The organism is Acidovorax sp. KNOB132 (assembly GCF_057541515.1).
The window spans coordinates 1-22,573 of sequence record NZ_BAAJYT010000048.1 but is presented as its reverse complement, the minus strand read 5'-3'; the positions used below and the strand labels follow the sequence as shown (position 1 = coordinate 22,573).

At 60.3% G+C, this 22,573-nt stretch carries 21 protein-coding genes and 1 pseudogene; 2 read left to right on the top strand and 20 right to left on the bottom strand.

Annotation, left to right across the window (positions count from 1 at the left end; genetic code table 11):
• A partial coding sequence (locus AC27IO_RS09570; protein WP_498738657.1) for an IS3 family transposase occupies positions 1-739 on the top strand: 739 nt, incomplete at its 5' end.
• Positions 740-814: 75 nt separating this feature from the next.
• Positions 815-1,779, top strand: a protein-coding gene (locus tag AC27IO_RS09565) for an IS5 family transposase (RefSeq protein ID WP_498738655.1) whose coding sequence is annotated in 2 segments (ribosomal slippage) — positions 815-1,108 and positions 1,111-1,779 — 963 coding nt in all. Because the reading frame shifts where the segments join, the coding sequence is not laid out codon by codon here.
• A gap of 178 nt (positions 1,780-1,957) precedes the next feature.
• Here the strand turns inward: AC27IO_RS09565 and AC27IO_RS09560 are convergent.
• The 20 genes and pseudogenes from AC27IO_RS09560 to AC27IO_RS09465 all read right to left on the bottom strand — a co-directional run.
• Positions 1,958-2,482, bottom strand: a complete 525-nt coding sequence (locus AC27IO_RS09560; protein ID WP_284430222.1) for a phosphoribosyltransferase — start codon at positions 2,480-2,482, stop codon at positions 1,958-1,960.
• 52 nt (positions 2,483-2,534) lie between these two features.
• The gene (locus tag AC27IO_RS09555; protein ID WP_317359810.1) at positions 2,535-3,911 is read right to left on the bottom strand and encodes an adenylosuccinate synthase; all 1,377 of its coding nucleotides are present in this window, start codon (positions 3,909-3,911) and stop codon (positions 2,535-2,537) included.
• A gap of 29 nt (positions 3,912-3,940) precedes the next feature.
• Positions 3,941-5,089 carry an ATP phosphoribosyltransferase regulatory subunit gene (locus AC27IO_RS09550; RefSeq protein WP_487089011.1) on the bottom strand — a complete coding sequence of 383 codons (1,149 nt, stop codon included), beginning with the start codon at positions 5,087-5,089 and terminating at the stop codon, positions 3,941-3,943.
• A 208-nt stretch (positions 5,090-5,297) separates the two neighbouring features.
• A pseudogene (gene hflC / locus AC27IO_RS09545) lies at positions 5,298-6,216 on the bottom strand (protease modulator HflC).
• Positions 6,217-6,225: 9 nt separating this feature from the next.
• The gene (gene hflK / locus AC27IO_RS09540) at positions 6,226-7,590 is read right to left on the bottom strand and encodes an FtsH protease activity modulator HflK (RefSeq protein WP_498738653.1); all 1,365 of its coding nucleotides are present in this window, start codon (positions 7,588-7,590) and stop codon (positions 6,226-6,228) included.
• A 52-nt stretch (positions 7,591-7,642) separates the two neighbouring features.
• Positions 7,643-8,821, bottom strand: coding sequence for a GTPase HflX (hflX, locus tag AC27IO_RS09535; RefSeq protein WP_498738651.1), 1,179 nt, complete (start codon positions 8,819-8,821; stop codon positions 7,643-7,645).
• 55 nt (positions 8,822-8,876) lie between these two features.
• Complete coding sequence (hfq, locus tag AC27IO_RS09530) at positions 8,877-9,131, bottom strand: RNA chaperone Hfq (RefSeq protein WP_272568224.1); 255 nt, start codon at positions 9,129-9,131, stop codon at positions 8,877-8,879.
• A 99-nt stretch (positions 9,132-9,230) separates the two neighbouring features.
• Positions 9,231-10,574 (bottom strand): ribosome biogenesis GTPase Der, encoded by a 1,344-nt coding sequence (gene der, locus AC27IO_RS09525; protein ID WP_272568223.1) that lies wholly within the window; start codon positions 10,572-10,574, stop codon positions 9,231-9,233.
• Positions 10,575-10,587: 13 nt separating this feature from the next.
• Positions 10,588-11,727, bottom strand: coding sequence for an outer membrane protein assembly factor BamB (bamB, locus tag AC27IO_RS09520; RefSeq protein ID WP_487113171.1), 1,140 nt, complete (start codon positions 11,725-11,727; stop codon positions 10,588-10,590).
• A gap of 26 nt (positions 11,728-11,753) precedes the next feature.
• Complete coding sequence (locus AC27IO_RS09515) at positions 11,754-12,434, bottom strand: YfgM family protein (RefSeq protein ID WP_498738648.1); 681 nt, start codon at positions 12,432-12,434, stop codon at positions 11,754-11,756.
• Complete coding sequence (gene hisS / locus AC27IO_RS09510; RefSeq protein WP_498738659.1) at positions 12,412-13,713, bottom strand: histidine--tRNA ligase; 1,302 nt, start codon at positions 13,711-13,713, stop codon at positions 12,412-12,414. The genes AC27IO_RS09515 and hisS overlap by 23 nt, the downstream gene beginning before the upstream one ends.
• A 143-nt stretch (positions 13,714-13,856) precedes the next feature.
• A complete protein-coding gene (ispG, locus tag AC27IO_RS09505) occupies positions 13,857-15,101 on the bottom strand; it encodes a flavodoxin-dependent (E)-4-hydroxy-3-methylbut-2-enyl-diphosphate synthase (RefSeq protein WP_284402501.1) in 1,245 nt (414 codons plus the stop codon).
• Between the two features lie 32 nt (positions 15,102-15,133).
• Positions 15,134-16,060, bottom strand: coding sequence for a helix-turn-helix domain-containing protein (locus tag AC27IO_RS09500; RefSeq protein ID WP_498738646.1), 927 nt, complete (start codon positions 16,058-16,060; stop codon positions 15,134-15,136).
• Positions 16,053-16,886, bottom strand: coding sequence for a type IV pilus biogenesis/stability protein PilW (gene pilW, locus AC27IO_RS09495; RefSeq protein WP_284430212.1), 834 nt, complete (start codon positions 16,884-16,886; stop codon positions 16,053-16,055). The genes AC27IO_RS09500 and pilW overlap by 8 nt, the downstream gene beginning before the upstream one ends.
• Before the next feature lie 153 nt (positions 16,887-17,039).
• Positions 17,040-18,161: a dual-specificity RNA methyltransferase RlmN gene (rlmN, locus tag AC27IO_RS09490; RefSeq protein ID WP_498738644.1), complete on the bottom strand. Its 1,122-nt coding sequence runs from the start codon at positions 18,159-18,161 to the stop codon at positions 17,040-17,042.
• 87 nt (positions 18,162-18,248) lie between these two features.
• The gene (ndk, locus tag AC27IO_RS09485) at positions 18,249-18,674 is read right to left on the bottom strand and encodes a nucleoside-diphosphate kinase (RefSeq protein ID WP_272568219.1); all 426 of its coding nucleotides are present in this window, start codon (positions 18,672-18,674) and stop codon (positions 18,249-18,251) included.
• Positions 18,675-18,775: 101 nt separating this feature from the next.
• A complete protein-coding gene (locus AC27IO_RS09480; RefSeq protein ID WP_498738641.1) occupies positions 18,776-20,230 on the bottom strand; it encodes a pseudouridine synthase in 1,455 nt (484 codons plus the stop codon).
• Positions 20,227-20,994, bottom strand: a complete 768-nt coding sequence (scpB, locus tag AC27IO_RS09475) for an SMC-Scp complex subunit ScpB (RefSeq protein ID WP_317359790.1) — start codon at positions 20,992-20,994, stop codon at positions 20,227-20,229. The genes AC27IO_RS09480 and scpB overlap by 4 nt, the downstream gene beginning before the upstream one ends.
• Before the next feature lie 150 nt (positions 20,995-21,144).
• Complete coding sequence (locus tag AC27IO_RS09470; RefSeq protein ID WP_498738639.1) at positions 21,145-22,161, bottom strand: RluA family pseudouridine synthase; 1,017 nt, start codon at positions 22,159-22,161, stop codon at positions 21,145-21,147.
• Positions 22,158-22,573, bottom strand: a 416-nt coding sequence (locus tag AC27IO_RS09465) for a peptidoglycan DD-metalloendopeptidase family protein (RefSeq protein ID WP_498738637.1), incomplete at its 5' end; no start/stop codon positions are given. The genes AC27IO_RS09465 and AC27IO_RS09470, both read right to left, overlap by 4 nt.

Genomic DNA, 22,573 nt, shown 5'->3' with positions numbered 1-22,573 from the left:
CAGCTACGGCTACCGGCGTGCCTGTGCCTTGGTCAATCGCCAACGCGCTGCGCGGGCCGCGTCCAGGGTCAATGCCAAGCGCGTTTACCGCGTGATGGCAGAAGCCGGCCTGCTGCTGCCCAAGGCACCACGCCGACGCCAGTCCGCACGCCCCCATGAGGGCCGTGTGGCGGTCTCGCGCAGCGACTTGCGATGGTGCTCCGACGGCTTGGAAATCAAGTGTGACTCCGGCCAGACCGTGACGGCCACCTTCACGAAGGACTGCTGCGACCGTGAGGTCATGGCCTGGCGGGCCTGGGAAGGCAAGGGGCTGCCCGGCGAGCCGGTGCGCGAGATGCTCATCGAAGCCGTCGAGCGTCGCTTCGGCGCGGTGGAGGCGGTGCCGGCAGGCCAGCAGTTGGAGTTCCTCAGCGACAACGGCGGGGCCTACATCGCCGCCGAAACAAGGGCGCTGGCACGCGCGTTGGGCCTGAAACCCATCCACACGCCCGTCTGCAGCCCGCAGAGCAATGGCATCGCCGAGAGCTTCGTCAACACCTTCAAACGAGACTACGTGGCCCGCATGAACCTGCGAGACGCTCGGACGGTGCTGGCACAGCTACCAGCGGCCTTCGAGCACTTTAACGAGGTGCACCCGCATTCGTCGCTGAAAATGCATTCACCTCGTGAATTCAGGCGCCAGCAGGCCGCCCGCGTGCGACTGGAGCCATCGGTGGATCAGGCGCTTTATTGCGAATAGGACGGGGCCGGGAATACGGGGGCAACATCAACGGCATCCTTGGCACCGGCGTGAAGCACTGAGACGATACGGGTAATGAAGCAACACAGCCTGGGCTTGGGAATGACGGCGAAGCGAACGCGGCGGCGGGAATTCCTGGATGAGATGGAGAAGGTCGTACCGTGGGCCGAACTGGTGGCCCTGGTGTCGCCGTACCTACCCGAAGGCAAGCGGGGGCGTCCTCCGTTCCCGTGCGAGACCATGTTGCGTATCCATTTCATGCAGCAGTGGTTCGCGCTGAGCGACCCGGCGATGGAAGAAGCGCTGCACGACATGCCGGTATTCCGCGAGTTCGCGGGCCTGGAAGGCTGGGACGAGCGGCTGCCCGACGAGAGAGCACGATCCTTCGGTTCCGGCATGTGCTGGAGACGCACAAATTGGCTGCGCAAATCCTGCAGACCGTCAACGATCTGCTCAGCGCCAAGGGCGTGATGCTCAAGAGCGGCACGGTGGTGGATGCCACCTTGATCGCAGCACCCAGCTCAACCAAGAACAGCAGCGGAGAGCGCGACCCGGAGATGAAACAAAGCCGCAAGGGACCGCAGTGGTACTTCGGTATGAAGTGCCATATCGGAGTGGACGCCGACTCGGGCCTGGTGCATACCGTGCGCGGCACCAGTGGCGCGGTCAATGATGTGATCGAGGCCAACCGTCTGGTGCGCGCAAGCGACCGGGATGTCTATGCCGATGCCGGCTACCAAGGCGCGGGTCAACGCCCAGATGCCAGGCGCGACGTGAATTGGCACATCGCCATGCGGCCCGGCAAACGTCGCCTGCTCGACCCGGCCAAACCGATCGAGGCCCTGACCGGGAAACTGGCGCGCGTGAAGGCCAGCATTCGGGCGCGGGTGGAGCACCCTTTCCGAGTGATCAAGCGCCAGTTCGGCCACATCAAGGTGTGCTACCAAGGGCTGGGCAAGAACACCGCACAGTTGCACACGCTGTTTGCGCTGGCCAATCTCTGGATGGTGCGGCGCAAACTGCTGGGAGCATCGGCATGAGTGCGCCCGCAGTTCGCCAAACCGGCCATTCAGGCCGCCAGTTCGTGCCACAGGCACCGGAGCTGAGATAAATCAGGTTGGCCGCATCGCATTCCAACTGGCTCAGGGCATCAGCACGTTCGTGCGTGCTTTCTGCAGAGCTTCCCTAGAAAACTCTTTATATAGGTTGCAGCCAAAATCACAATCGCCATTTATCCATTAATTTCTCAGGACTCAAATTATCATACCCCTCAAAAGGCTGATGAATCCAAGGATTAGTAGGCAAAAATTCAACGGAATAATCCGAGGTAAAGCTTGAAATTGCCTTAGTCCAAATTACAGCACTCCGCAACTCCACAATGGGAGCATATTGAGTCTTCAGCAATTCTATAACCGCATTCAAAGTATGCCCAGAATCAGCCAAATCATCTACCAAAAGTACCTTACCTGCGATTTCGCCTTTTGGTGTAGTGATAAATCTCGCTATATCCAAGTGCCCTTGAATTGTCCCCGCTTCTGCGCGATATGAACTAGTGGACATGATTGCAAGCGGCTTGCTAAATATTCGACTCAAAATATCACCAGGACGCAACCCGCCACGGGCGAGACACAAAATCGTATCAAACTCCCAACCAGACTGGTGAATCTTAAGTGCCAATTTTTCAATTAAGCCATGATATTCATCATAACTCACATATAGATGCTTACCGTCTTCCGTTAACATTCAGTACTCCTGATTCACGCACCAACCTCACACAGTGACTAACTAGTAAATTTCAACTTACCAAGTATGGGTTATGCAATGTAATGGTGTGATCTCGATCAGGACTTGTGGAAATCATAGCAATTGGAACCCCAGTCACCTCCTCAATTCGCTCCAAATACCTTCTCGCATTAGCAGGTAGCTCTTCATATCTTGTCACCCCCACAGTCGATTCAGCCCAGCCGGGAATCGACTCATAAATGGGAGTGCAGCGGGAAATCTCCTCTGCACCCATCGGTAAAATTTCGATATGTGCTCCATCAAGCTCATACCCTGTGCAAAGCATGAGTTCCGACAACCCATCTAACACGTCCAGCTTCGTAATACAAAGCCCTGTCAGTCCATTGACTTGAGCACTTCGCTTCAAAAGTGCTGCATCGAACCAACCACAACGGCGACTGCGGCCTGTAGTGACGCCTTTTTCCGCGCCTACCGTGCTCATGTGATAACCCGGTGTACCAGGAACCTCCCAATCCAGCTCCGTGGGGAAAGGACCTCCTCCAACCCGCGTGCAATAGGCTTTGGTGATGCCCAAAACATAGTGAAGCAGGTTGGGCCCCACGCCAGATCCCGCAGCAGCATTGCCAGCGACACAATTGCTGGATGTCACATAGGGGTAAGTGCCATGGTCGACATCCAGCAAGGTTCCCTGTGCACCCTCAAAAAGCAAATTGGCTCCCGCTACATGGGCGGCATTCAATTCGCTAGATACATCTGCAATCATGGGACCAAGCAGTTTCGCATGTTGCATAGCCTCGTCGAAGACCGTATTGAATTGCACTTCTCCGTCAACCAAATAGGGTGCCAACGACTCGCCAAAAACAAAAGAGCCGGAGTTTAAAAAAGTCTTTAAAACATGGTTATGCAGTGCCAGCAACTCACGCAGCTTTTCAGCAAAACGGGCTGGATACTTCAGGTCTTGGACACGAAGTGCGCGTCGAGCAATTTTGTCTTCGTAAGCAGGACCAATGCCACGACCTGTTGTTCCTATTTTTTCGGTCCCCTGGTGCTCGCGCGCAGCCTCACGGGCCACGTCGATGGCTACGTGAAAAGGTAAAATGAGTGGGCAGGCTTCGCTTACTCGAAGGCGCGATCGAACCTCGACCCCAGCTTTTTCCAAGCCTTTTATTTCTTCAAACAACTTCGCAACCGACAGTACGACACCATTGCCGATGTAGCATTTGACGCCCGGCCGCATGATGCCGCTTGGAATCAGGTGCAATGCCGTCTTGACGCCATTGATGACCAAAGTGTGGCCTGCATTGTGGCCGCCTTGGAAACGAACAACGCCTTGGGCGCTTTCAGTAAGCCAATCCACTAGCTTTCCCTTGCCTTCATCACCCCATTGGGTGCCTACAACGACTACGTTTCGACCTTTGGTTGCTTTCATTTCAAACCCGATTCAATATAGCTAATGCTTCAGATAACTTTTACGATCCAACGGTCAGCAACTTTGGCCAACTCTCGGTCGTAACGAAACTCGTCGAACTCGCTCTCATTACCAGGAAAAACGCACACAACGGTTTCACCGCGGCTTCGCAAATCGGCAACGGCCTCATTCACTCCGGGATCTTGTATCCACGGAGCCCTGATAGCAGTCTTCAACGCCCGTGGGGAGACGACTCCTACCAATTGTTTGATGTCCAAACTAAACCCGGCTGCCGGCCGGTTGCGGCCAAACACCGCTCCAACCTCATCGTACCGACCACCACGAACCACAGCATCGCTTGCCCCCTTGGCATAGATGGTGAAGCGAGTTCCGCTGTAGTAGGCGTATCCCCTCAAGTCCGCCAAATCGAATGTGACGCTGGACCCTACAAGGTGAGCGGCCAAAGATCGTAAGTTGGACAATATTTCGTCTACGCCGGGAACGTGATGAAGCGCTTTTTGCGCCTCGTCCAAAACAGAAACGTCACCATATAACTTCAGTAGCGCATTCAGCCCATCACGCGATGCGGAAGGAAAGCTGCGCGTGAGACTTGCCAATTCGCTCGCATCCTTGGCAGCAAGTGCGGCATGGACTCTGCGTACCGTTAGCGCATCCAAAGAGAGGTCAGCGAGAAGGCGCCGCACGATGCGCACATCAGCCAAATCCACGCTGGTATCACGAACTTCAGCCACACGCAGACAGTGCAACGCCAGCAAAACCGCCTCTTGATCAGCTTCTAGACCAGCGTGACCATAAATTTCAGCACCAAACTGCAGCGGCTCTCTCGTAGCATGGGGGCGATCGGGCCTCGTATGCAGCACAGGCCCGCAATAACAAAGCCGCGTGACACCTTTGCGGTTAAGCAAATGGGCATCAATTCGGGCAACCTGCTGTGTCATGTCCGCACGTACGCCCAAGGAGCGTCCCGACAGCTGATCCACCAGTTTGAAGGTCTGAAGGTCGAGCGCCTCGCCCGTGCCCGTCAGCAATGATTCCAGGTGCTCCATCAAGGGAGGCATGACTAGCTCGTAGCCGTAGCCTTGAGCGGTGTCTATCAGCCCGCGACGTAGTTCTTCGATGTGGCGAGCCTCGGAGGGCAAGACATCGGCAATGTGATCCGGCAGGACCCAGGCAGACATGGAAAGTGGGAGGCTGTTAAAAAACGCGATTCTACCGGCATGACAGTCAGCAGTGACTGCCTCCACAGAGCGCTGCGAACTGACCAAGCGCTCAAATGCACGCGCCATCGAGGCAATGGATCGACGGAACACGTGCTGCGCCAAGACAGCAGTGTCAGAATTCACAAAAAAGTAAGCGCGCCCAGCGAGAGCGCGCTATCCGTGTCTTCTACTTGCGTGTAGTGGGGGAAGGTGCAGCACCAGGACTGGCCACACCGCCACGGAAAGCTTTGAAAAATTCAGTGGAGGACGGGTCTACAACCATGACATCACTCTTCTTATTGAAGCTTGACTTGTAGGCTTCCAGGCTACGATAGAACTGCGCGAATTGAGGGTCACGTCCAAACGCCTCTGCATAAACACGAGCGGCTTCTGCATCACCTTCGCCCTTCACCTTCTGCGCATCTCTATAGGCATTGGCGATGGCGACTTCGCGCTGACGGTCCGCATCAGCACGAATTTTTTTCGCCTTCTGCAGCCCCTGTGGACCGCAGTTCATTGGCCACCCTCTTCCGCTCCGCCTCCATACGACGGTAGACGGATTCCGTAATGGCTTCAACATAGTCAACCCGAGTGATGCGCACATCAACGACGTCAACGCCCCAAGGCTTGGCACCTTGAACAACCTCCAGCACCTCGCGCTTCACGTCCGACATCAATGCATCGCGCTTAAGAGACAACAGTTCTTTGACTGTCCGCCTGTTGACCTCTTCTTGGAAGGCGTTGCGCACGACCCGATTCAACTGCAAAGCTCCAGAATTCTCATCAAGACCAACGTTGCGAATGTAAGCAGATGGATCGGAGATCCTCCAGCGTACATACCAGTCAATTACAACCCGCTGCTTTTCTGCAGTGAGCATCGATTCGGTATCAGTGCTATCCAGTGTGAGCAACCGCTTGTCGATGTATCGCACATTTTGAAAAGGTGGAGGCATCTTGAAGTTCAGACCTGGCTCTGTAATCACCTCTTTGATCTGTCCAAGCTGGTAGACCACACCGAATTGGCGCTGGTCCACTACAAACAAGGTCGAACTCAAAAGAGCGAGCAAAACCAAGACAGTGGAAACAAAAAATCCGACTCTGTTCACAATGCGCTCCTATCGAGACTCGCGCTCACGCGTACGGCTGGAGTCCCGAGCACGGGGGTCAGCGGGGAATGTGGAAGCAGTTCCCGAAGGCGGAACAGCAGACGACGCCGCTGCTGGCGGCAAGGAATCATTCGAGGCTGCAGCACCAGTCTGTGCGACACCCTGCATGATCTTGTCCAAGGGCAGGTATAGGAGATTCGACCCTTGACGGGACTCCACCAGCACTTTGGTGACGTTCGTGTAGATCTGCTGCATTGATTCAATGTACAGGCGGTCCCTTGTCACCTGAGGCGCCTTTTGATATTCGGCAAGCAGCGAACTGAACCGCTGCGCATCGCCTTGAGACTGAGCCACAATCCGCGACTTGTAAGCTGCAGCTTCTTCAGCCAACCGAGAGGCAGACCCGACCGCGCGGGGAATGACATCGTTGGCATACGCTTGAGCTTCGTTCTTGGCCCGCTCTCTCTCCTGCCCCGCTTTCAGAACATCATCGAAAGCTGCCTGTACTTGCTCAGGAGGACGCACTCCCCCCTGCTGCAAATTGATGCCCACGACCTCTACACCAACCTTGTAGCGATCCAAGATCGTCTGCATGAGGGTACGCACCCTTGGCGCAATTTGATCTCGCTCTTCAGCCAAGGCGGTGTCCATCCGCATCTTGCCGACGATCTCCCGCACCGCTGTTTCGGCTGCTTGCACCACGGCATCTGCTGGGTTACGGCTCTCAAACAACCAAGCCCTGGCATCGTTCAAACGATATTGCACAGCAAATTTGATTTCGACGATATTTTCGTCTTCAGTCAGCATTGCCGATTCACGTAAGCCAGTGCTTTTGATCACCACATCCCGACCGACATCAGCAGACCGAATCTGCGTCACGAAAACGAGCTCGTGACGCTGAATTGGATAAGGCAACCGCCAGTTGAAACCGGCATTCACCGTGCTCTTGTATTTCCCGAACTGCGTTATGACGGCCTGCTGACCTTCCTGCACAATGAAAAAACCGGTCCCAAGCCAGATGAGCACCGCAATTGCAGCAATCAAGCCGACGCCGAAACCCGCATTTTTCATATCTGGCTGGAAACCCCCGCCTGAAGGACTGCGGCCTCCACCCTGCTTCCCACCAAACAGACCGCCCAGCTTGCGATTGAGGTCACGCCAGAGTTCATCCAGGTCAGGAGGCTGACCGGCCGTATTTTTGTCACGTCCTCGATTACCCGATGGAGGCGTAGATGGAGGACGCTCCGAATCGGAGTTTCCCGCGCCATCGTTCTTATCATCGCCACGACCCCACCGGGGGTCATTCAGATTCAACATTCCCCGGATGCGCTCAGGCAATATGGCCCAGCGCGGGGTACGGCTTTGAGGATTCATTCGCAAAATCTCTGTTTCTCTGAATACGTGAACAAAGCGGCATTGTGCCCAATCAGGCACTGTCTGGAGGCAATTCAGCATCGGCACCTAGGGTCATGGATGTCGGCTGGGCCTTGGGCACGCTGTCCGACAATCCGCGCCTCAAGGAAGGAAGCCCTTCTCCAGAGCCAGCACTCAGGAAGAACCGCTGAACGGGGGTACCTTGCATGTCGTAGATGTCATTCAGGACTTCCGGCCGTTGGTCGGGCGACAACATGTCCAGCTTGTTGAAGACCAGTATCTGGGGCACGTTCGCAGCGCCGATTTCAGAGAGCACCCGCTGGACTTCCGCAATTTGCTCTGGAAAGTTGGGATTCGATGCATCCACCACATGCAGCAAAAGATCTGCATCCACTGCCTCCTGGAGAGTGGCCTGGAACGCATCAATCAGTCCATGGGGAAGATCACGAATGAATCCCACGGTGTCCGACAAAGACACCGATCGCCCTGCCTCTGCAAGATAGAGTTGGCGAGTCGTCGTATCCAATGTGGCAAACAGCTGATCTGCGGCGTACGCTCGCGCTTTTACCAGTGCATTGAACAGTGTGGATTTACCGGCATTCGTGTACCCCACCAACGATATGTTGAAGGTATCCCGGCGCTCGCGCTGGCGTCGCTGTGTGGAGCGCTGACGCTTGACCTTTTCGAGTCTTTCGCGCGTGCGCTTGATCGACTCACCGATCATTCTTCGATCAAGCTCGATCTGGGTTTCGCCGGGCCCACCCCGGGCTCCAATGCCCCCACGCTGACGCTCCAGATGGGACCAGCGTCGGACAAGCCTAGTGCTCAGGTATTGGAGTTTTGCCAACTCTACCTGCAGCTTGCCCTCATGGCTTCTGGCACGCTGGGCAAAGATTTCCAAGATCAACAACGTTCGATCATTGACTGGAAGATCCAGATGCCGTTCGAGATTGCGTTGTTGCGCCGGACTCAAGGCCTGGTCGAACAGCACTTCCACTGCCTGATGCATCTGCGCGAGCAGCCGGATCTCGTCCGCCTTGCCACTGCCTACAAACAAGGCGGCATCAGGGGCTTTGCGCTTGCAGGTGATTCGAGCCACTGGATTCAAGCCCGCCGTCTGAGCAAGCAGACCCAACTCTTCCAACTCACCGTCGAAATGGGGCAAACCAAAATCAACGCCAACCAAGATGACTGACGTCTTCGGCGAGTCAGGCGTATCGTATGAACTCAAGACGATCCGCCCAAAGGCGTGTTCGCTACATGCCCGTCGGGCATACCACCTTCGTTCAAGAGTTACCGGCCTCGGCGTCGGGCGCTTCAGCCGTGGAGAAGTTGACAGCGCGACCAGGGACGATGGTGGAGATGGCGTGTTTGTAGACCATCTGGGTGACCGTGTTACGTAGCAGCACCACGTATTGGTCAAATGATTCGATCTGGCCCTGAAGCTTGATGCCGTTCACGAGGTAAATCGAAACGGGTACATGCTCGCGACGGAGCGCGTTCAGGAAGGGATCTTGAAGAAGTTGGCCTTTGTTGCTCACGATATTCTCCGTGTTCAGGAATATTGTTGTAAAGCGGCACCTTACCACAGCTGCAAGGGTATCGAAGGAAAACCGACGAAACCCCTCGCAAGCGCTGGGCTAGTGGTCACCCTTGTCGGTGAAGGGATTGTGCGACGTCTTCAACTCGATGCGAAGGGGGGTCCCGACCAGATCGAACTCTTTGCGGAAACGGCCTTCTAGGAAGCGCTTGTACGCTTCCGTGACATGCTCCAACGAATTGCCATGAACCACGATGACAGGCGGATTCATGCCGCCTTGGTGGGCGTATCGCAACTTTGGCCGGAACATGCCAGAACGCTTGGGTGCCTGGAACTGCACCGCCTCCAGCAACAACCGCGTCAATACGGGCGTGGACATCTTGCACATCGCCGCTTTCTGGGCCTGCACGATGGATGTCCACAAAGGGCCCAACCCCTGGCGCTTCTTTGCCGAAATGAAATGCAACGACGCAAACTTGAGGAACGACAACCGCGTCTCGATGGAGCGCTCCAGCAGCTGGCGACCGTAGTCGTCCATGGCATCCCATTTGTTGACCGCCAAGACCACCGCGCGGCCACTTTCAAGAATGTATCCAGCGATGTGCGCATCCTGGTCGGTGACCCCCTGTGTCGCATCGAGGACGAGAAGCACCACATTGGCAGACTCAATGGCTTGCAGTGTCTTCACCACCGAGAACTTCTCGATGGCTTCGAACACCTTGCCTTTTCGACGCAAGCCTGCGGTGTCGACCAGCTCAAAACGCTGGCCATTGCGCTCGAAAGGAACGGAAATGGCGTCCCGCGTGGTCCCTGGCATATCGAATGCCACCAAGCGCTCCTCGCCCAGCCACGTATTGATCAGGGTGGACTTACCGACATTCGGGCGACCAGCTACCGCAAGCTTGACCACGCTCTTGTCTTCGGCTTCCGCGTCTTCGTCCGGATCCGGCAAGTGCAGAGGCTCCAGAGCCAACTCAACCAAGCTGCGAATACCCTGTCCGTGGGCTGCTGAAATGGGATAGATCTCGCCCAACCCCAACTCATAGAACTCGACGAGCTGCACCCCCTCGCGCATTCCCTCGGCCTTGTTGCCGACAAGGAGGCAGGGCTTGCCCAGGCGCCGCAGGTAGTTGGCGATGTCATGGTCCTGAGCAGAAAGCCCGGCGCGGGCATCGACAACAAAGATGACGACATCGGCCTCAGCAACGGCCTGCTGCGTCTGCTTGGCCATCTCGCGGTAGATGCCGCTGGCGGCATCGGGCTCGAAGCCTCCGGTGTCGATCACGATGTACTCGTGCTTGCCCTGCTTTCCGTTCCCGTAGTGCCGGTCACGCGTCAAGCCTGCAAAGTCGGCAACGATCGCATCTCTCGATTTCGTCAGCCGGTTGAAGAGTGTGGATTTCCCCACATTGGGGCGACCGACCAAAGCGATGACTGGTTTCATCCAGATCAACCCGTCAATCCGGGCGAAAGCCGTAAACGCCGCCATTGCGCGTTACGACTACCAGAGTGCCCCCGGCCGACACCGGCGCTGCAGCGATGCCCGAACCATCCGTGGTCATCCGATTCAGCGGTGAACCATCTTCACGCGAAAGCAGGTGCACCAAACCCGTGTCATCTCCGACGACGACCGACCTGCCAAGCAACAGCGGTGCGGTCAAGCGGCGGTATTGAAGTCGGTCCGAAGACCAAGCGCGCGAGCCATCGGCACGCCGCCAGGCAACCACCACGCCATTGCTCTCCGTGCCGAAAATCGTGGTGTCATCGCCGTGAATGCCTTCCGTTCCGTTGGCCGGCTGTGTCCAGGCCACGGTACCTCGCACCGTGTTCACACAGCCCACCGTGGACACAAAAGCACGGGCACAAACACTGTCGCCCTCGCGGCTGGTGCGGCCGACCAATTCAACCAGCCGCTCGACGTCATTGGTTCCTCTGGGGCTGGCCAGCGGCGCTTCCCAACGTACCGTGCCATTGTCGGGATTGAATCCGACCATCCGGCCCGCCAGTCCCGCGACCAGCGTGTCGCCCACCGCCGTCAATACACCCGACTGGCGCAACACCAAAGGCTCTCCCGGCCTGGGTTGATTCCACAAACGAAGCCCCGTAGCAGCATCAAACGCAGAAACGGACCGATCGGCCGCCAAGACAAAGATGCGATTGCCCGCAACCAACGGCGCTGTGTACGCTTGCGCGGACAGCGGCTTGCGCCAGATCTCGCGGCCATCGGACAAGGCAATCAACTGGTTATCAACGGAAACCACAGCGGCCCACTTGCCGTCGCTGCCCACACCAGCAGACAAAGGCGTGCCAAGGCTGGCTCGCCAGACATCACCGCCGGTGCGCGCATCGACGGCAGCGACCACGCCATCCGAAGAAGCCACCGTCACTGTGTTGCCATTGACATGCACATCCAGCGGCAGGCGACCGATGCCGCCCACTTTCGACGTCCACGCCTGACGCACGCCGATCACCGGCACGTTTGCACCCAACTCAGCCGGCTTCGGCTTTGAGGGACCGCTCCACAGGGAGCAGCCGGCCAGGAGAAAGCACGCCGTTGCCACGGCAGCGACCGCTGCGCGTGGCGTGCCCAAACGCATTGCACGGAAACCCATGTGACTGCGCATCATTTGGAGTCTCCTGCAGCCGCTGCCGAGGCCACGAGTTGTGGCTGCACACCCAGGGCATGGAGCTTCACCTCGACCAAGCGGCGGTACTCCATGCCTTCTTCCAGCGATTTGTAGGCACGCTGGTATTCAGCGATGGCTTCCGACTTCTTGTCCAGCAGCGCCAATGCGTCGCCCTTGCGGTCCGCAACCAAGGCATCGAACTCTGCAGGAAAACTTCCAGACAACTGCTTCAGCGCTTCGTCGTATGCCTTTTGGTCCATCAGCAGGCTGGCAAGTCGCAGTCTGGCCAGTGCTTTGTAGCCCGCATCCGAAGCATTGTCGGCAACCCAAGCCAGGGCCGCCTTGGCACCGTCTGGATTGCCGCTTTCCACCAAGCTTTTGGCCACCAGAAGACCGGCTTGCCCCGCCTTTGTCGTACCGCCATACCGCGATTTGAGGTCGCCGAAAGCCTGCTCCAAGCGCGCGGTGTCTTTTGCCTGCGCAGCCGTTTCCACGGCATCGGATAGCGCAGCGGCTTGTGCCGCCTGTCGGTTCTGCCAATACTGGTATCCGTTCCATGCCGCAAACGCGCCGAAAACCAACACCAGGATGCCACTGATCAGCGTGCCCCAGGTGTTCCAGAAATGCTTGAGTTGGTCAAGCTGCTCTTGTTCTTCAAGATCGAGGTGATTTGCCATGTAGGGTCTCTGTTAGCGGGGGGGATTGTAGAGTGGGCGCCCAGTCGGGCAGCGCATCGAGCGCCCGCTCCACTTGGTCACCCCCGCCTTCCCGCAGTGGTTTGATCGTCACGGCCGATCGCGCAAGCTCGTCGGAACCAAAGATCAATGCATGCCTGCAGCCGCTGGCATCGGCCTTCTTGAACTGCGATTTCATGCTGCCCATGCCTTCGCCCCGAACCGCAGGGCTGTGCATCTGCACGCTCACACCCAAGGCCCGCAACTGCTGCAGCACGGCCATGACTGCGGGCAACGACTTCTCGTCCGGCACGATGGCATAGGCATCGGCCACCAGCATGGGTGGGGCCGCTTCTTGCTCTTTGACGAGTTCCAGCACACGCTCGACTCCGAGGGCCCATCCCACCGCCGGCGCGGGCTTGCCCCCAATTTGCTCGAAGAGATAGTCGTAGCGCCCCCCGCCGCAAATGGTGCCTTGGGAGCCGAGTTGCTCCGTCACGAACTCAAAGACCGTGAGGTTGTAGTAGTCCATGCCCCGGACCAGGCGCGGATTGACGGTCCAGGCCACGCCATTCGCATCGAGGATGGCCTTGACGGTATCGAAGTGGCGCCTGGATTCTTCGCCAAGGTAGTCCAGGAGCTTGGGGGCCGCTTGCACCAAGCTCTGCATGGCTGGATTCTTCGTATCCAGGATGCGCAGGGGATTGCTGTGCAGGCGGCGGCGAGCATCCTCGTCCAAGAGCTCGGAATGGCCTTCCAGATAGGCGATGAGTGCAGCGCGGTGGGCTTTGCGCTCTTCAGGTTGCCCAAGGCTGTTGAGTTCCAGGCGAACGTCTTTCAGGCCCAGTTCCTTCCAAAGCGCATCCGCCAGCAGGATCAGCTCGGCGTCGACCTCAGCGCCATGGAAACCCATGGCTTCGGCACCGATCTGATGAAACTGCCGGTATCGGCCCCGCTGGGGACGCTCATGGCGGAACATCGGACCCATGTAGTACAGGCGTTTGCCGCCGTCGTACAGCATCGAATGCTCCGCTGCGGCACGAACAACGCCTGCCGTCGCCTCGGGACGCAGCGTCAGATGCTCGCCGTTCAAACGGTCCTCGAACGAATACATTTCCTTTTCGACGATATCGGTCACTTCGCCCAAGCCACGCACGAACAGCGCCGTCGGTTCGACGATGGGCGTTCGCACATTGCGATAGGCATATCGGGCCATGAGTGCCCGCACCTTGTCTTCCAGCCATTCCCAGCGCGCCGAGTCAGTGGGAAGAATATCGTTCATGCCTTTGACGGCCACCAATTTGCCGGTCTTTGGCAGAGGATTGCTTGTCTTGTTGCTCACGGAATGCATCAATGGGTTAAGTGACTGGCGCGCCAGCAGCGGCCTGCGCATGCGCAGGCTCGGAAGGCGGCTTTCAATTCAGATCAAGAAGCAGCGACCGCCGTGCTGAAGCGGTCAGCGATGTAGCGTTCGACGAGTTGCTGGAACTCCTGCGCGATATTGTCGCCGCGCAGGGTCAAGGCCTTCTCTCCGTCGATGAAGACGGGCGCGGCTGGGGCCTCTCCGGTGCCTGGCAAGCTGATGCCGATGTCGGCGTGCTTGCTTTCACCCGGGCCGTTCACGATGCAGCCCATCACTGCCACTTTGATCTTTTCGACCCCGGGGTATTTGAGTCGCCAGACCGGCATCTGCGACCGCAGAAAGTCATCGATCTGCTTGGCCAATTCCTGAAAGGTGGTGCTGGTCGTGCGCCCGCAACCAGGGCAAGCGGTCACGCTGGGCACGAACATGCGCAACCCCAGCGCCTGCAAAATTTCGGAAGCCACGACGACTTCCTGGGTGCGGGCCTCGCCAGGCTGCGGCGTGAGGGAGACGCGGATGGTGTCGCCGATGCCTTCCTGCAAAAGAATCGACAAGGCCGTGGTGGATGCCACGGTTCCCTTGGTGCCCATGCCCGCTTCGGTCAGGCCCAGGTGCAAAGCGTAGTCGCAGCGCTTTGCCAACTCACGGTAAACGGACACCAGATCCTGCACTCCGCTGACCTTGCACGAGAGGATGATCTGGTTGCCATCCAGACCCATTTCCTCGGCGCGCTTTGCCGATTCGATGGCCGAAGTGATCAGCGCTTCATACATGACCTGCCGCGCATCCCAAGGAGACGGCCGTCGATTGTTGGCATCCATGAGCTCGGCGAGCAATTCCTGGTCGAGACTGCCCCAGTTGACACCGATTCGCACGGCCTTGTCCCAGCGCATGGCCGCATCGATCATCTGGCCGAACTGGCGGTCGCGCTTGTCGCCCTTGCCGACATTGCCGGGGTTGATGCGGTACTTGGACAGCGCCTGGGCGCAATCGGGGTATTCGGTCAGCAGCCGATGCCCGTTGTAATGGAAGTCGCCCACCAGCGGAACGGTTTCGCCCATGCGATCGAGCTGTTCACGGATATAGGGAACCGCCGCAGCCGCTTCGGGCGTGTTCACGGTGATCCGGACGAACTCGGAGCCGGCCTGCGCCAGTTCCTTGATCTGTATCGCAGTGCCAATTGCATCAACGGTGTCGGTATTGGTCATGGATTGCACGCGAACGGGTGCGTCTCCACCCACCGTGACAACACGCGAGCCCCATGTGATTCGGGCTTGCCGCGAGCGTCGCGGCTGGGGCGCCGCCATCGCGATCGGAAAAGTGGGGGTCAAGAAATGATTCACGGTTTCACCTCAAATCGGGCAACGTTTTCGCGCGAAACGCCTTTGAGCTCCAAAGGCTTGCCGTGGACGACCACTTCGGTGACGTCGGCCTTGCCGATGACCACGGACCATGGAGGGGTTCCCGGAACCGTCACGCTCTCGCCGGCCGCCAGGACACGCTGAAGGACGGTGGCTCCCGCCGCACCGCGCACCTGAACCCACGATTCTCCGCGCGTGCGAATGACCAGGGCGGCATCCGGACTACCTGCCGGTGCAGATGCCGGGGCCTCAGGCGCGGCCACTGCAGCCGTCGCCGCAGGCGATACGCCCGATGGGCTTGCCATGGAAGATGGCACAGAAGCCGACGGGGCTGGAGCCGAAAGTGCAGTCACTGGCTGGGCGGGACTGGCAGGATCGGCCCCTTTGGTCCCTTCGGCTTCCGGGGCCGTGCCTGTCACCGCCACTGTTTCATTTCCGGCCACGCCATCGGGCCGATGGGGCCACAGCAGCACGGCAGCAGCACCGACCAGCAACACGATCACCGCGAAGATGGCGGTGCGGGAACCCGACCCGTTGGAAGACGACGCCAACTGGCCGCTGCCAGGCTTGAACGATGCGTTGATGCCTCGGTGCGCCGACAGTGCAGGCGGGTCATTGCGCGGCAGCAGCGCCAGCACGGGCGCAGGATCCACCTTGAGCGTGCGGCACATGCTGGAGGCCAGGGCACGCACAAAAACCACGTCCGGAAAAACCTCGAAATAACCCGCTTCCAAGGCTTCCAGCTTGTGCACCGGCACCTTGAGGGCCACGGCCAGCGCCGCGATGTGCACACCTGCGGATTCGCGGGCTTGACGCAGCATCAGGCCCGCAGCCACGCTGTCCTGGGTTGGCGAGACTTCACTGTCCACAGACTGTCCCTCGTGCCCCACCACCGGCTCATTCATTGAACGCCCCTCGGTCATATGCCATCAATTCTTTGGAGTCAGGAAAACGCTTGCGCAGTTGTTCGGCGAGCTGCCGCATCGCCACCGAATCACTCAACGCCCGCTCGATCTTGATGCCCAGCCAAAGCGATTCCGCATTGGCGAACTCGCTGTTGTTCAGGCGGCGAATGTAGAACTGCGCACGCTTGATTTCACCGCGGCGAAACATGAGCGACGACAGGTTGTATCCCACCACAGGGTTGCCCGCATCCAGTTCATACGCCTTGAGCAATGTCTGCTCGGCTTCTGCGATCTGCCCGGCACGCTCCTGGCAAAGGCCTTGGGCCATGAGCGTTTTGCTGCGAGCGGTATAGGTCCGGCTGGCCAGGGCCCGCTCGAAATACTGCTGGCTTTCCGCGTACTTCTGCTGCTGGCACAAAAGCCAGCCATAGTTGTGCAGCAGGTTAGGCTCGGACGGGTGAAAGCCGAGTGCACGGCGAAAGCTCTCTTCCGCCAGCGGCAGATCCCCCAGGCGCAGATAAATCAGCCCGCGCAGGTTGTAGGCATCGCCGTACGACGGGTCGGTGGTCAGCGATTGGCGCACTTCGTCCAGCGCCACCGTGGTCTGGCCCATCTCGAGATAATTGGCAGCCAGTTCCAACCGGAGCCTGGCGCGGCGGCGGGTTTCCGTCTCTTCCGATGGCGTGACGTACTCCGCACTGCCAGACGAAGCATTCGAGCCGCCAGGCGCCGCGCACCCACTCAAGCCCGCCAACCCGACTGCGGCAAGGCACAAGGCCATCGCCCATCGGGCATGCCGCTCAACAACCGCGACCGATCTCGTCATGTAGATCCTTCCTGCTTAAGGGCAATGCGTGCCATGCGCCAGCTTCCGGAAAAGGTGATTTGAAAATCCCAATGGCGGCATCGCTTCACCCCTTTGCCCGTCACGGCGTTCTCCGAGATGGCGGGCCCATGGGGGATCACGCCGCACCGAAAATCACATCACAGGCTTGAGCACGATGGTGCGCTGCTTGGCCATGCGCTCGGCGGCCCGGGTGCGGTCTTTCACATCTCCCGCCAGTTGGCCGCACGCGGCGTCGATATCGTCGCCACGCGTTTTGCGCACGGTCGTAACGATACCCGCATCACTCAACAACTTTGCGAAAACCGCAACTTGCTGCGGGGTCGATCGGTGGAGGCCGGAAGCGGGAAAGGGATTGAATGGAATCAGGTTGAACTTGCAGCGAACACCCTGCCCATGGCGGGGTCGCACCAGATCGATGAGTTGCCGGGCATGTTCTGCCTGGTCGTTCACGCCATCGAGCATGCAATATTCGAAGGTGATGAAATCGCGCGGCGCATGCGCCAGATAGCGCTGGCAGGCATCCAGAAGCTCCTGCAATGGGTACTTGCGATTGAGCGGTACCAGGTTGTCACGCAGCGGATCGTTGGGCGCGTGCAGCGAAACGGCGAGTGCGACGGGGCAGTCCTGGGAAAGCCGATCCATCATGGGAACGACGCCCGAGGTCGACACCGTCACGCGGCGCCGGGACAGGCCGTAGCCGTGATCGTCCAGCATGGCACGCAACGCGGGCACGAGCGCGGTGTAATTCTGCAGCGGCTCACCCATGCCCATCATCACGACGTTGGAGATGATGCGTTCTTCGCTGCCCAGCCTTCGGCGCAGCGCATGCTCCGCGAACCACAACTGGGCAATGATCTCGCCTGTGATCAGGTTGCGGCTGAAACCTTGGTGTCCGGTAGAGCAGAAACGGCATCCCACGGCGCATCCGGCCTGGGAAGAAATGCACAGGGTGCCCCGGTCATCCTCTGGAATGAACACGGTTTCGACCGCATTGCCGTCACCCACGTCGAACAGCCACTTGACCGTGCCGTCCGTCGAGACATGCTCGCTCACCACCGGCAATGCCTGCACATGGGCGCAGGACTTTAGTTTTTCCCGCAGCGACTTCGCCAGATCGCTCATCTGGTCGAAATCGTGCGCGCCCCGCTGGTGAATCCAGCGGAACAATTGGGTCGCCCGAAAACGCTTCTCCCCCAGCTGCTCGCAAAACGCAGCCAGACCGTCGAGGTCGAAGTCAAGGAGATTGGTGGTCATCGGAGCGAAGGCTGTTCACGTCGATCACCGCCCCCTGCGCTGTGCGCGCGGCCTGGGCAGCGCTCCGGCGCAAGGGTGGATTGCATATCAGCGCGAGTAGATGTTGAGGCCAGGGAAGAAGAAAGCCACTTCTGCCTGAGCGGTTTCCACGGCGTCGGAACCGTGCACGGCGTTGGCATCGATGCTGTCTGCGAAGTCAGCGCGGATCGTGCCGGCTTCTGCCTTCTTGGGGTCGGTGGCGCCCATGAGTTCGCGGTTCTTCAGGATGGCGTTCTCGCCTTCCAGGGCCTGGATCATCACCGGACCGGAGATCATGAAGTCCACCAGGTCCTTGAAGAAAGGACGCTCCTTGTGCACGCCGTAGAACTGTTCGGCTTCCAGGCGCGACAGGTGGGCCATGCGTGCTGCGACCACCTTCAGGCCAGCGGCTTCGAAGCGGGCGTAAATTTGGCCGATGACGTTCTTGGCCACTGCGTCGGGCTTGATGATGGAGAGGGTGCGTTCGATAGCCATGTTGATTTTCCTGGAGAGTGGTTGATCTATTTGAATTTTTCGCCCTGCGGACAAAGCCCTCGATTCTAACTGGGCGGATTAATTCCCCAAGGCGCGAAGGCTCAGCGACCGCCGCGGCGCGGCGGGCCGTTGCGTTTCTGGTCCTGCCGGTAGCGCGACAAGCTGTCCGTGCCGATGTAGCCCACCGACGTCTTCATCGGATCCGGCTGGCTGCCAGCGCCGCCACCGCCGCCCTGGCGCCCACCGGGTGCGCCGTCCTTGCCGCGCCCTGCGCCAGATCCATAGCCCGGCTTGCGCGCAGAAGATGGCGCAGCCGCATCGCGCGGCGCGCCATTGTTGCGACCACGGGGCCCGCCACGGCGCAAGCCGCTCTTGCGGTCCGCAGGTCCGGCAGGTGCCTCGACCGTCTCTCTGGGGGCCTTGTTGCCACCACCCACGGCCTGCATGAGCGCGCGGATATCGCGCTCGTCCAGTTCCAGCCACGCGCCGCGCTTGAGCCCGCGGGGCAGCATCATCGCGCCGTAGCGGATGCGGATGAGCCGGCTGACCGCATGGCCCACGGCCTCCAGCATGCGCCGGACCTCACGGTTGCGGCCTTCGGAGATGGTCACGCGATACCAGCAGTTGGAGCCTTCGCCGCCGCCATCCTCGATGGAGCCGAACGAAGCCATGCCGTCGTCGAGCTGCACGCCGTCAAGCAACCGCTGCTTTTCTTCGTTGCTGAGTGCGCCCAGCACCCGCACGGCATATTCACGCTCCAGGCCAAAGCGGGGGTGCATCAACTGGTTGGCCAACTCGCCCGAACTGGTGAACAGCAGCAAGCCCTCGGTGTTCAGGTCCAGCCGCCCCACGGACTGCCACTTTCCGTGGGCGAGCCGCGGCAGCTTGCGAAACACGGTGGGCCGGTTCTGGGGATCGTCGTGCGTCACCACTTCGCCCGCTGGCTTGTGGTACGCGATGACCCGGGCCGGAGGGGGATCGATGCGGTAGCGAATGGGCCGGCCATTCACCTTCACCTGATCGCCGAACTGCACGCGTTGGCCGATGTGCGCCGGCTCGTTGTTGACCGAAATCCGGCCTTCCAGTATCAATTGCTCCATTTCCAGGCGCGAGCCCAGCCCCGCCTGGGCCAGCACCTTGTGCAGCTTGGGCGTTTCCACCTGCGGCAGCAGGACGCGACGCGCTGGCACTGCGTCGGCGGCCGTCTCGTCCTCATCCAGGCGGCCGGACACCACGTCGGCGAACTGATAGCCCGGTGTGGTACGCGCCCCCGCGGCCGGGCGAGGCCCCGAAGAACGTTCCGATCTGGGTGAAGCGGGCTCAGTCCGCACTGGCGCAGGGGCAGCCTCCACCGCCGTCCCGGCCGGTGCAGCGACAGCCTCGGCATCCTGCGCTGACTCGGCAGAAGCCTCCACCGGCTGGCCTGCTGCCGCGTCGGACGCCTTTGGCGCCTTCTTGCGGGGCGGCTTGCGGGCCGCGGGCTTCTTCACGCTGGCGTCTGCCTCGGCGGGCAACGCGGGCTGGTCGTCGGCAGGTTCTGAAATGGGATCGTTCATGGGAGACTCTCTGGTGTGCCGTTATCGGCGTCTTTTGGCTTCTCGTGCGAGGGGGCCAGCACGTCTTCTTCGTCGGATGGGCGCGGCGTGTCTTCTGTGGATGGGCCGGTGACCGGCTCCGTTTCGGAGCCCTGCGGCACCGAAGGCACCGCCTCTGCCACAGGGGGGTGATCCCCCGGCGCCGGCTCGGCAGGTGCGTCGAGCGGCAAGGTGCCACCAGAACCCAGTGCTTCGAGCACGCTGGCCTGCACGGCCGGATTTTCCATCACGGGCAACTGGTCGAGCGACTGCAGCCCGAGGTCGTCCAGAAACTGCCGCGTGGTGGCGAACAGGGCGGGCCGGCCCACGGTTTCGCGGTGCCCGATGACCTCCACCCAGCCCCGGTCTTCCAGCTGCTTGATGATCAGGCTGTTCACGGTAACACCGCGGATGTCCTCGATGTCGCCGCGCGTCACCGGCTGCCGGTAGGCAATGATGGCCAGCGTTTCCAGGGTGGCCCGGGTGTAGCGCGGCGGTTTTTCCGGATGCAGCCGGTCCAGGTACTCGCGCATTTCAGGGCGGCTCTGGAAACGCCAGCCCGTCGCGACCTGCACGAGCTCCACGCCCCGCAATGCCCAGTCCTGCTGGAGTTCCAGCAGGATGGTTTTCAGGGTATCGGTTCCGAGAGCGTCGTTGAAGAGCGTGCGCAACTCGCGCAGGGTCGCCGGTTGCGGAGCGCAGATCAGCGCGGTTTCAAGGACCCGTTTGGCGTCCACCGTATTCATGGTTCAGCAATTGCGGGGAAAGAGACGCCACGTGTCGAAAAGGGCGCCATGCCTGTCAAAGGGTTCGTTCAGCGGGACCGCACGCAAAGACCTTGGTGCTGTTCCCAGCCCTGCAGTGTGTCCATGCGGGCGAGTCGGCTGGTACAGCCGCTAGGCGCGATTGTAGCGCAGGCCCCAAAAATCCAAGGCGTTTTCCATGTCCTGTGGCAGAGGCGCATGGAACTCCATCGGCTCACCCGTCATGGGATGGGCGAAAGCCAGCCGGTACGCGTGCAGCGCCTGGCGCGCGAGCCCCCCCGCCGCTTCTCCGCCGTACAAGGCATCGCCCACCAGGGGATGGCGAAGCGAGGCCATGTGCACCCGGATCTGGTGCGTGCGCCCGGTGTGCAGCGTGCAGCGCACGAAGCAGACCGGATCGACGCTGTCGAGCAGGGCAATGTCCGTGCGCGCGGGCTTGCCCGACTGCGTGGCCAGGTCCACCACGGCCATGCGCAGGCGATTGCGCGGGTCGCGGCCGATGCTTCCCTCGACCACGCGCTGCTCCGGCCCGCTCCAGGGGCGGTGGCCGATGGCGAGGTACTGCCGGCTCACTTCGCGGGCGGCGATCATGCGCACCAGCGCATCCATGACGCCCCGCTCGCGCGCCACGACCATCAACCCGCTCGTGTCCTTGTCGAGCCGGTGAACGATGCCCGCCCGGGGCACCAGCAGCGCCTTGGGATCGCGGGCCAGCAGGCCGTTGAGCAAGGTCCCGCTCCAGTTGCCGGGCGCGGGGTGAACGACGAGCCCCGCAGGCTTGTGGATCACCAGCAGGTGCGCATCCTCGAACACCACGTCGATGGGCATGGACTCCGGCCGGAAGGCCTGGCTCTGCTGGGTGGGCCGCAGTTCCACCGCCACCACATCGCCCGCCTTGACGCGGGCTGCAGGCTTGGCCGCGGCCTGCCCGTTGAGCAGAACGCCTCCCTGGGCCAGCAATTGCTGCAGATAGCTGCGCGAAAACTCGGGCACCTGATCGGCGAGCGCCCGGTCCAGGCGCTCACCGTGCTGCGCCTCGCCAATGGCGAACTGGCGAATCTCCTGCGAGGCTTCGCCGCCCTCCTCCAGGTCTTCGGTGCCGGCCTCCCCCTCGGGGAGCAGGCCGGGGCCGGACGGCAGCGTGTTCAACGCGCCGGCAGGTAGCGGGACGGATCGACCGGCTTGCCCTGGCGGCGGATCTCGAAGTGCAGCTTCACCCGGTCGGTGTCGGAACTGCCCATTTCGGCGATCTTCTGGCCGCGGCGCACCGTCTGGTCTTCCTTCACCAGCAGGGTCTGGTTGTGGGCGTAGGCCGTCAGGTAGGTGTTGTTGTGCTTGAGGATCACGAGATTGCCGTAGCCACGCAGGCCGGCGCCGGCATAGACGACCCGTCCATCCGCGGAGGCGAGCACGGGGTCGCCCGCCTTGCCGCCGATGTCATAACCCTTATTGCGGGCCTCGTCGAAACCCGCCACGAGAGAACCCGACGATGGCCAGATGAAGGCCATGTCGTCCTCGCCGCCGGTTGCCGCAGGCGCGGGGCTGGGCGCAGGAGCGGGGG

Excerpts from the sequence above, each read along its gene's own strand:
- bamB (WP_487113171.1), bottom strand. The coding sequence starts at position 11,727 with ATGCGTTTGGGCACGCCACGCGCAGCGGTCGCTGCCGTGGCAACGGCG.
- der (WP_272568223.1), bottom strand. The coding sequence starts at position 10,574 with ATGAAACCAGTCATCGCTTTGGTCGGTCGCCCCAATGTGGGGAAATCC.
- AC27IO_RS09560 (WP_284430222.1), bottom strand. The coding sequence starts at position 2,482 with ATGTTAACGGAAGACGGTAAGCATCTATATGTGAGTTATGATGAATAT.
- scpB (WP_317359790.1), bottom strand. The coding sequence starts at position 20,994 with ATGAATACGGTGGACGCCAAACGGGTCCTTGAAACCGCGCTGATCTGC.
- AC27IO_RS09555 (WP_317359810.1), bottom strand. The coding sequence starts at position 3,911 with ATGAAAGCAACCAAAGGTCGAAACGTAGTCGTTGTAGGCACCCAATGG.
- AC27IO_RS09515 (WP_498738648.1), bottom strand. The coding sequence starts at position 12,434 with ATGGCAAATCACCTCGATCTTGAAGAACAAGAGCAGCTTGACCAACTC.
- AC27IO_RS09480 (WP_498738641.1), bottom strand. The coding sequence starts at position 20,230 with ATGAACGATCCCATTTCAGAACCTGCCGACGACCAGCCCGCGTTGCCC.
- ndk (WP_272568219.1), bottom strand. The coding sequence starts at position 18,674 with ATGGCTATCGAACGCACCCTCTCCATCATCAAGCCCGACGCAGTGGCC.
- hflK (WP_498738653.1), bottom strand. The coding sequence starts at position 7,590 with ATGAATCCTCAAAGCCGTACCCCGCGCTGGGCCATATTGCCTGAGCGC.
- hisS (WP_498738659.1), bottom strand. The coding sequence starts at position 13,713 with ATGAACGATATTCTTCCCACTGACTCGGCGCGCTGGGAATGGCTGGAA.
- AC27IO_RS09500 (WP_498738646.1), bottom strand. The coding sequence starts at position 16,060 with ATGAATGAGCCGGTGGTGGGGCACGAGGGACAGTCTGTGGACAGTGAA.
- ispG (WP_284402501.1), bottom strand. The coding sequence starts at position 15,101 with ATGGCGGCGCCCCAGCCGCGACGCTCGCGGCAAGCCCGAATCACATGG.
- AC27IO_RS09550 (WP_487089011.1), bottom strand. The coding sequence starts at position 5,089 with ATGTCTGCCTGGGTCCTGCCGGATCACATTGCCGATGTCTTGCCCTCC.
- pilW (WP_284430212.1), bottom strand. The coding sequence starts at position 16,886 with ATGACGAGATCGGTCGCGGTTGTTGAGCGGCATGCCCGATGGGCGATG.
- rlmN (WP_498738644.1), bottom strand. The coding sequence starts at position 18,161 with ATGACCACCAATCTCCTTGACTTCGACCTCGACGGTCTGGCTGCGTTT.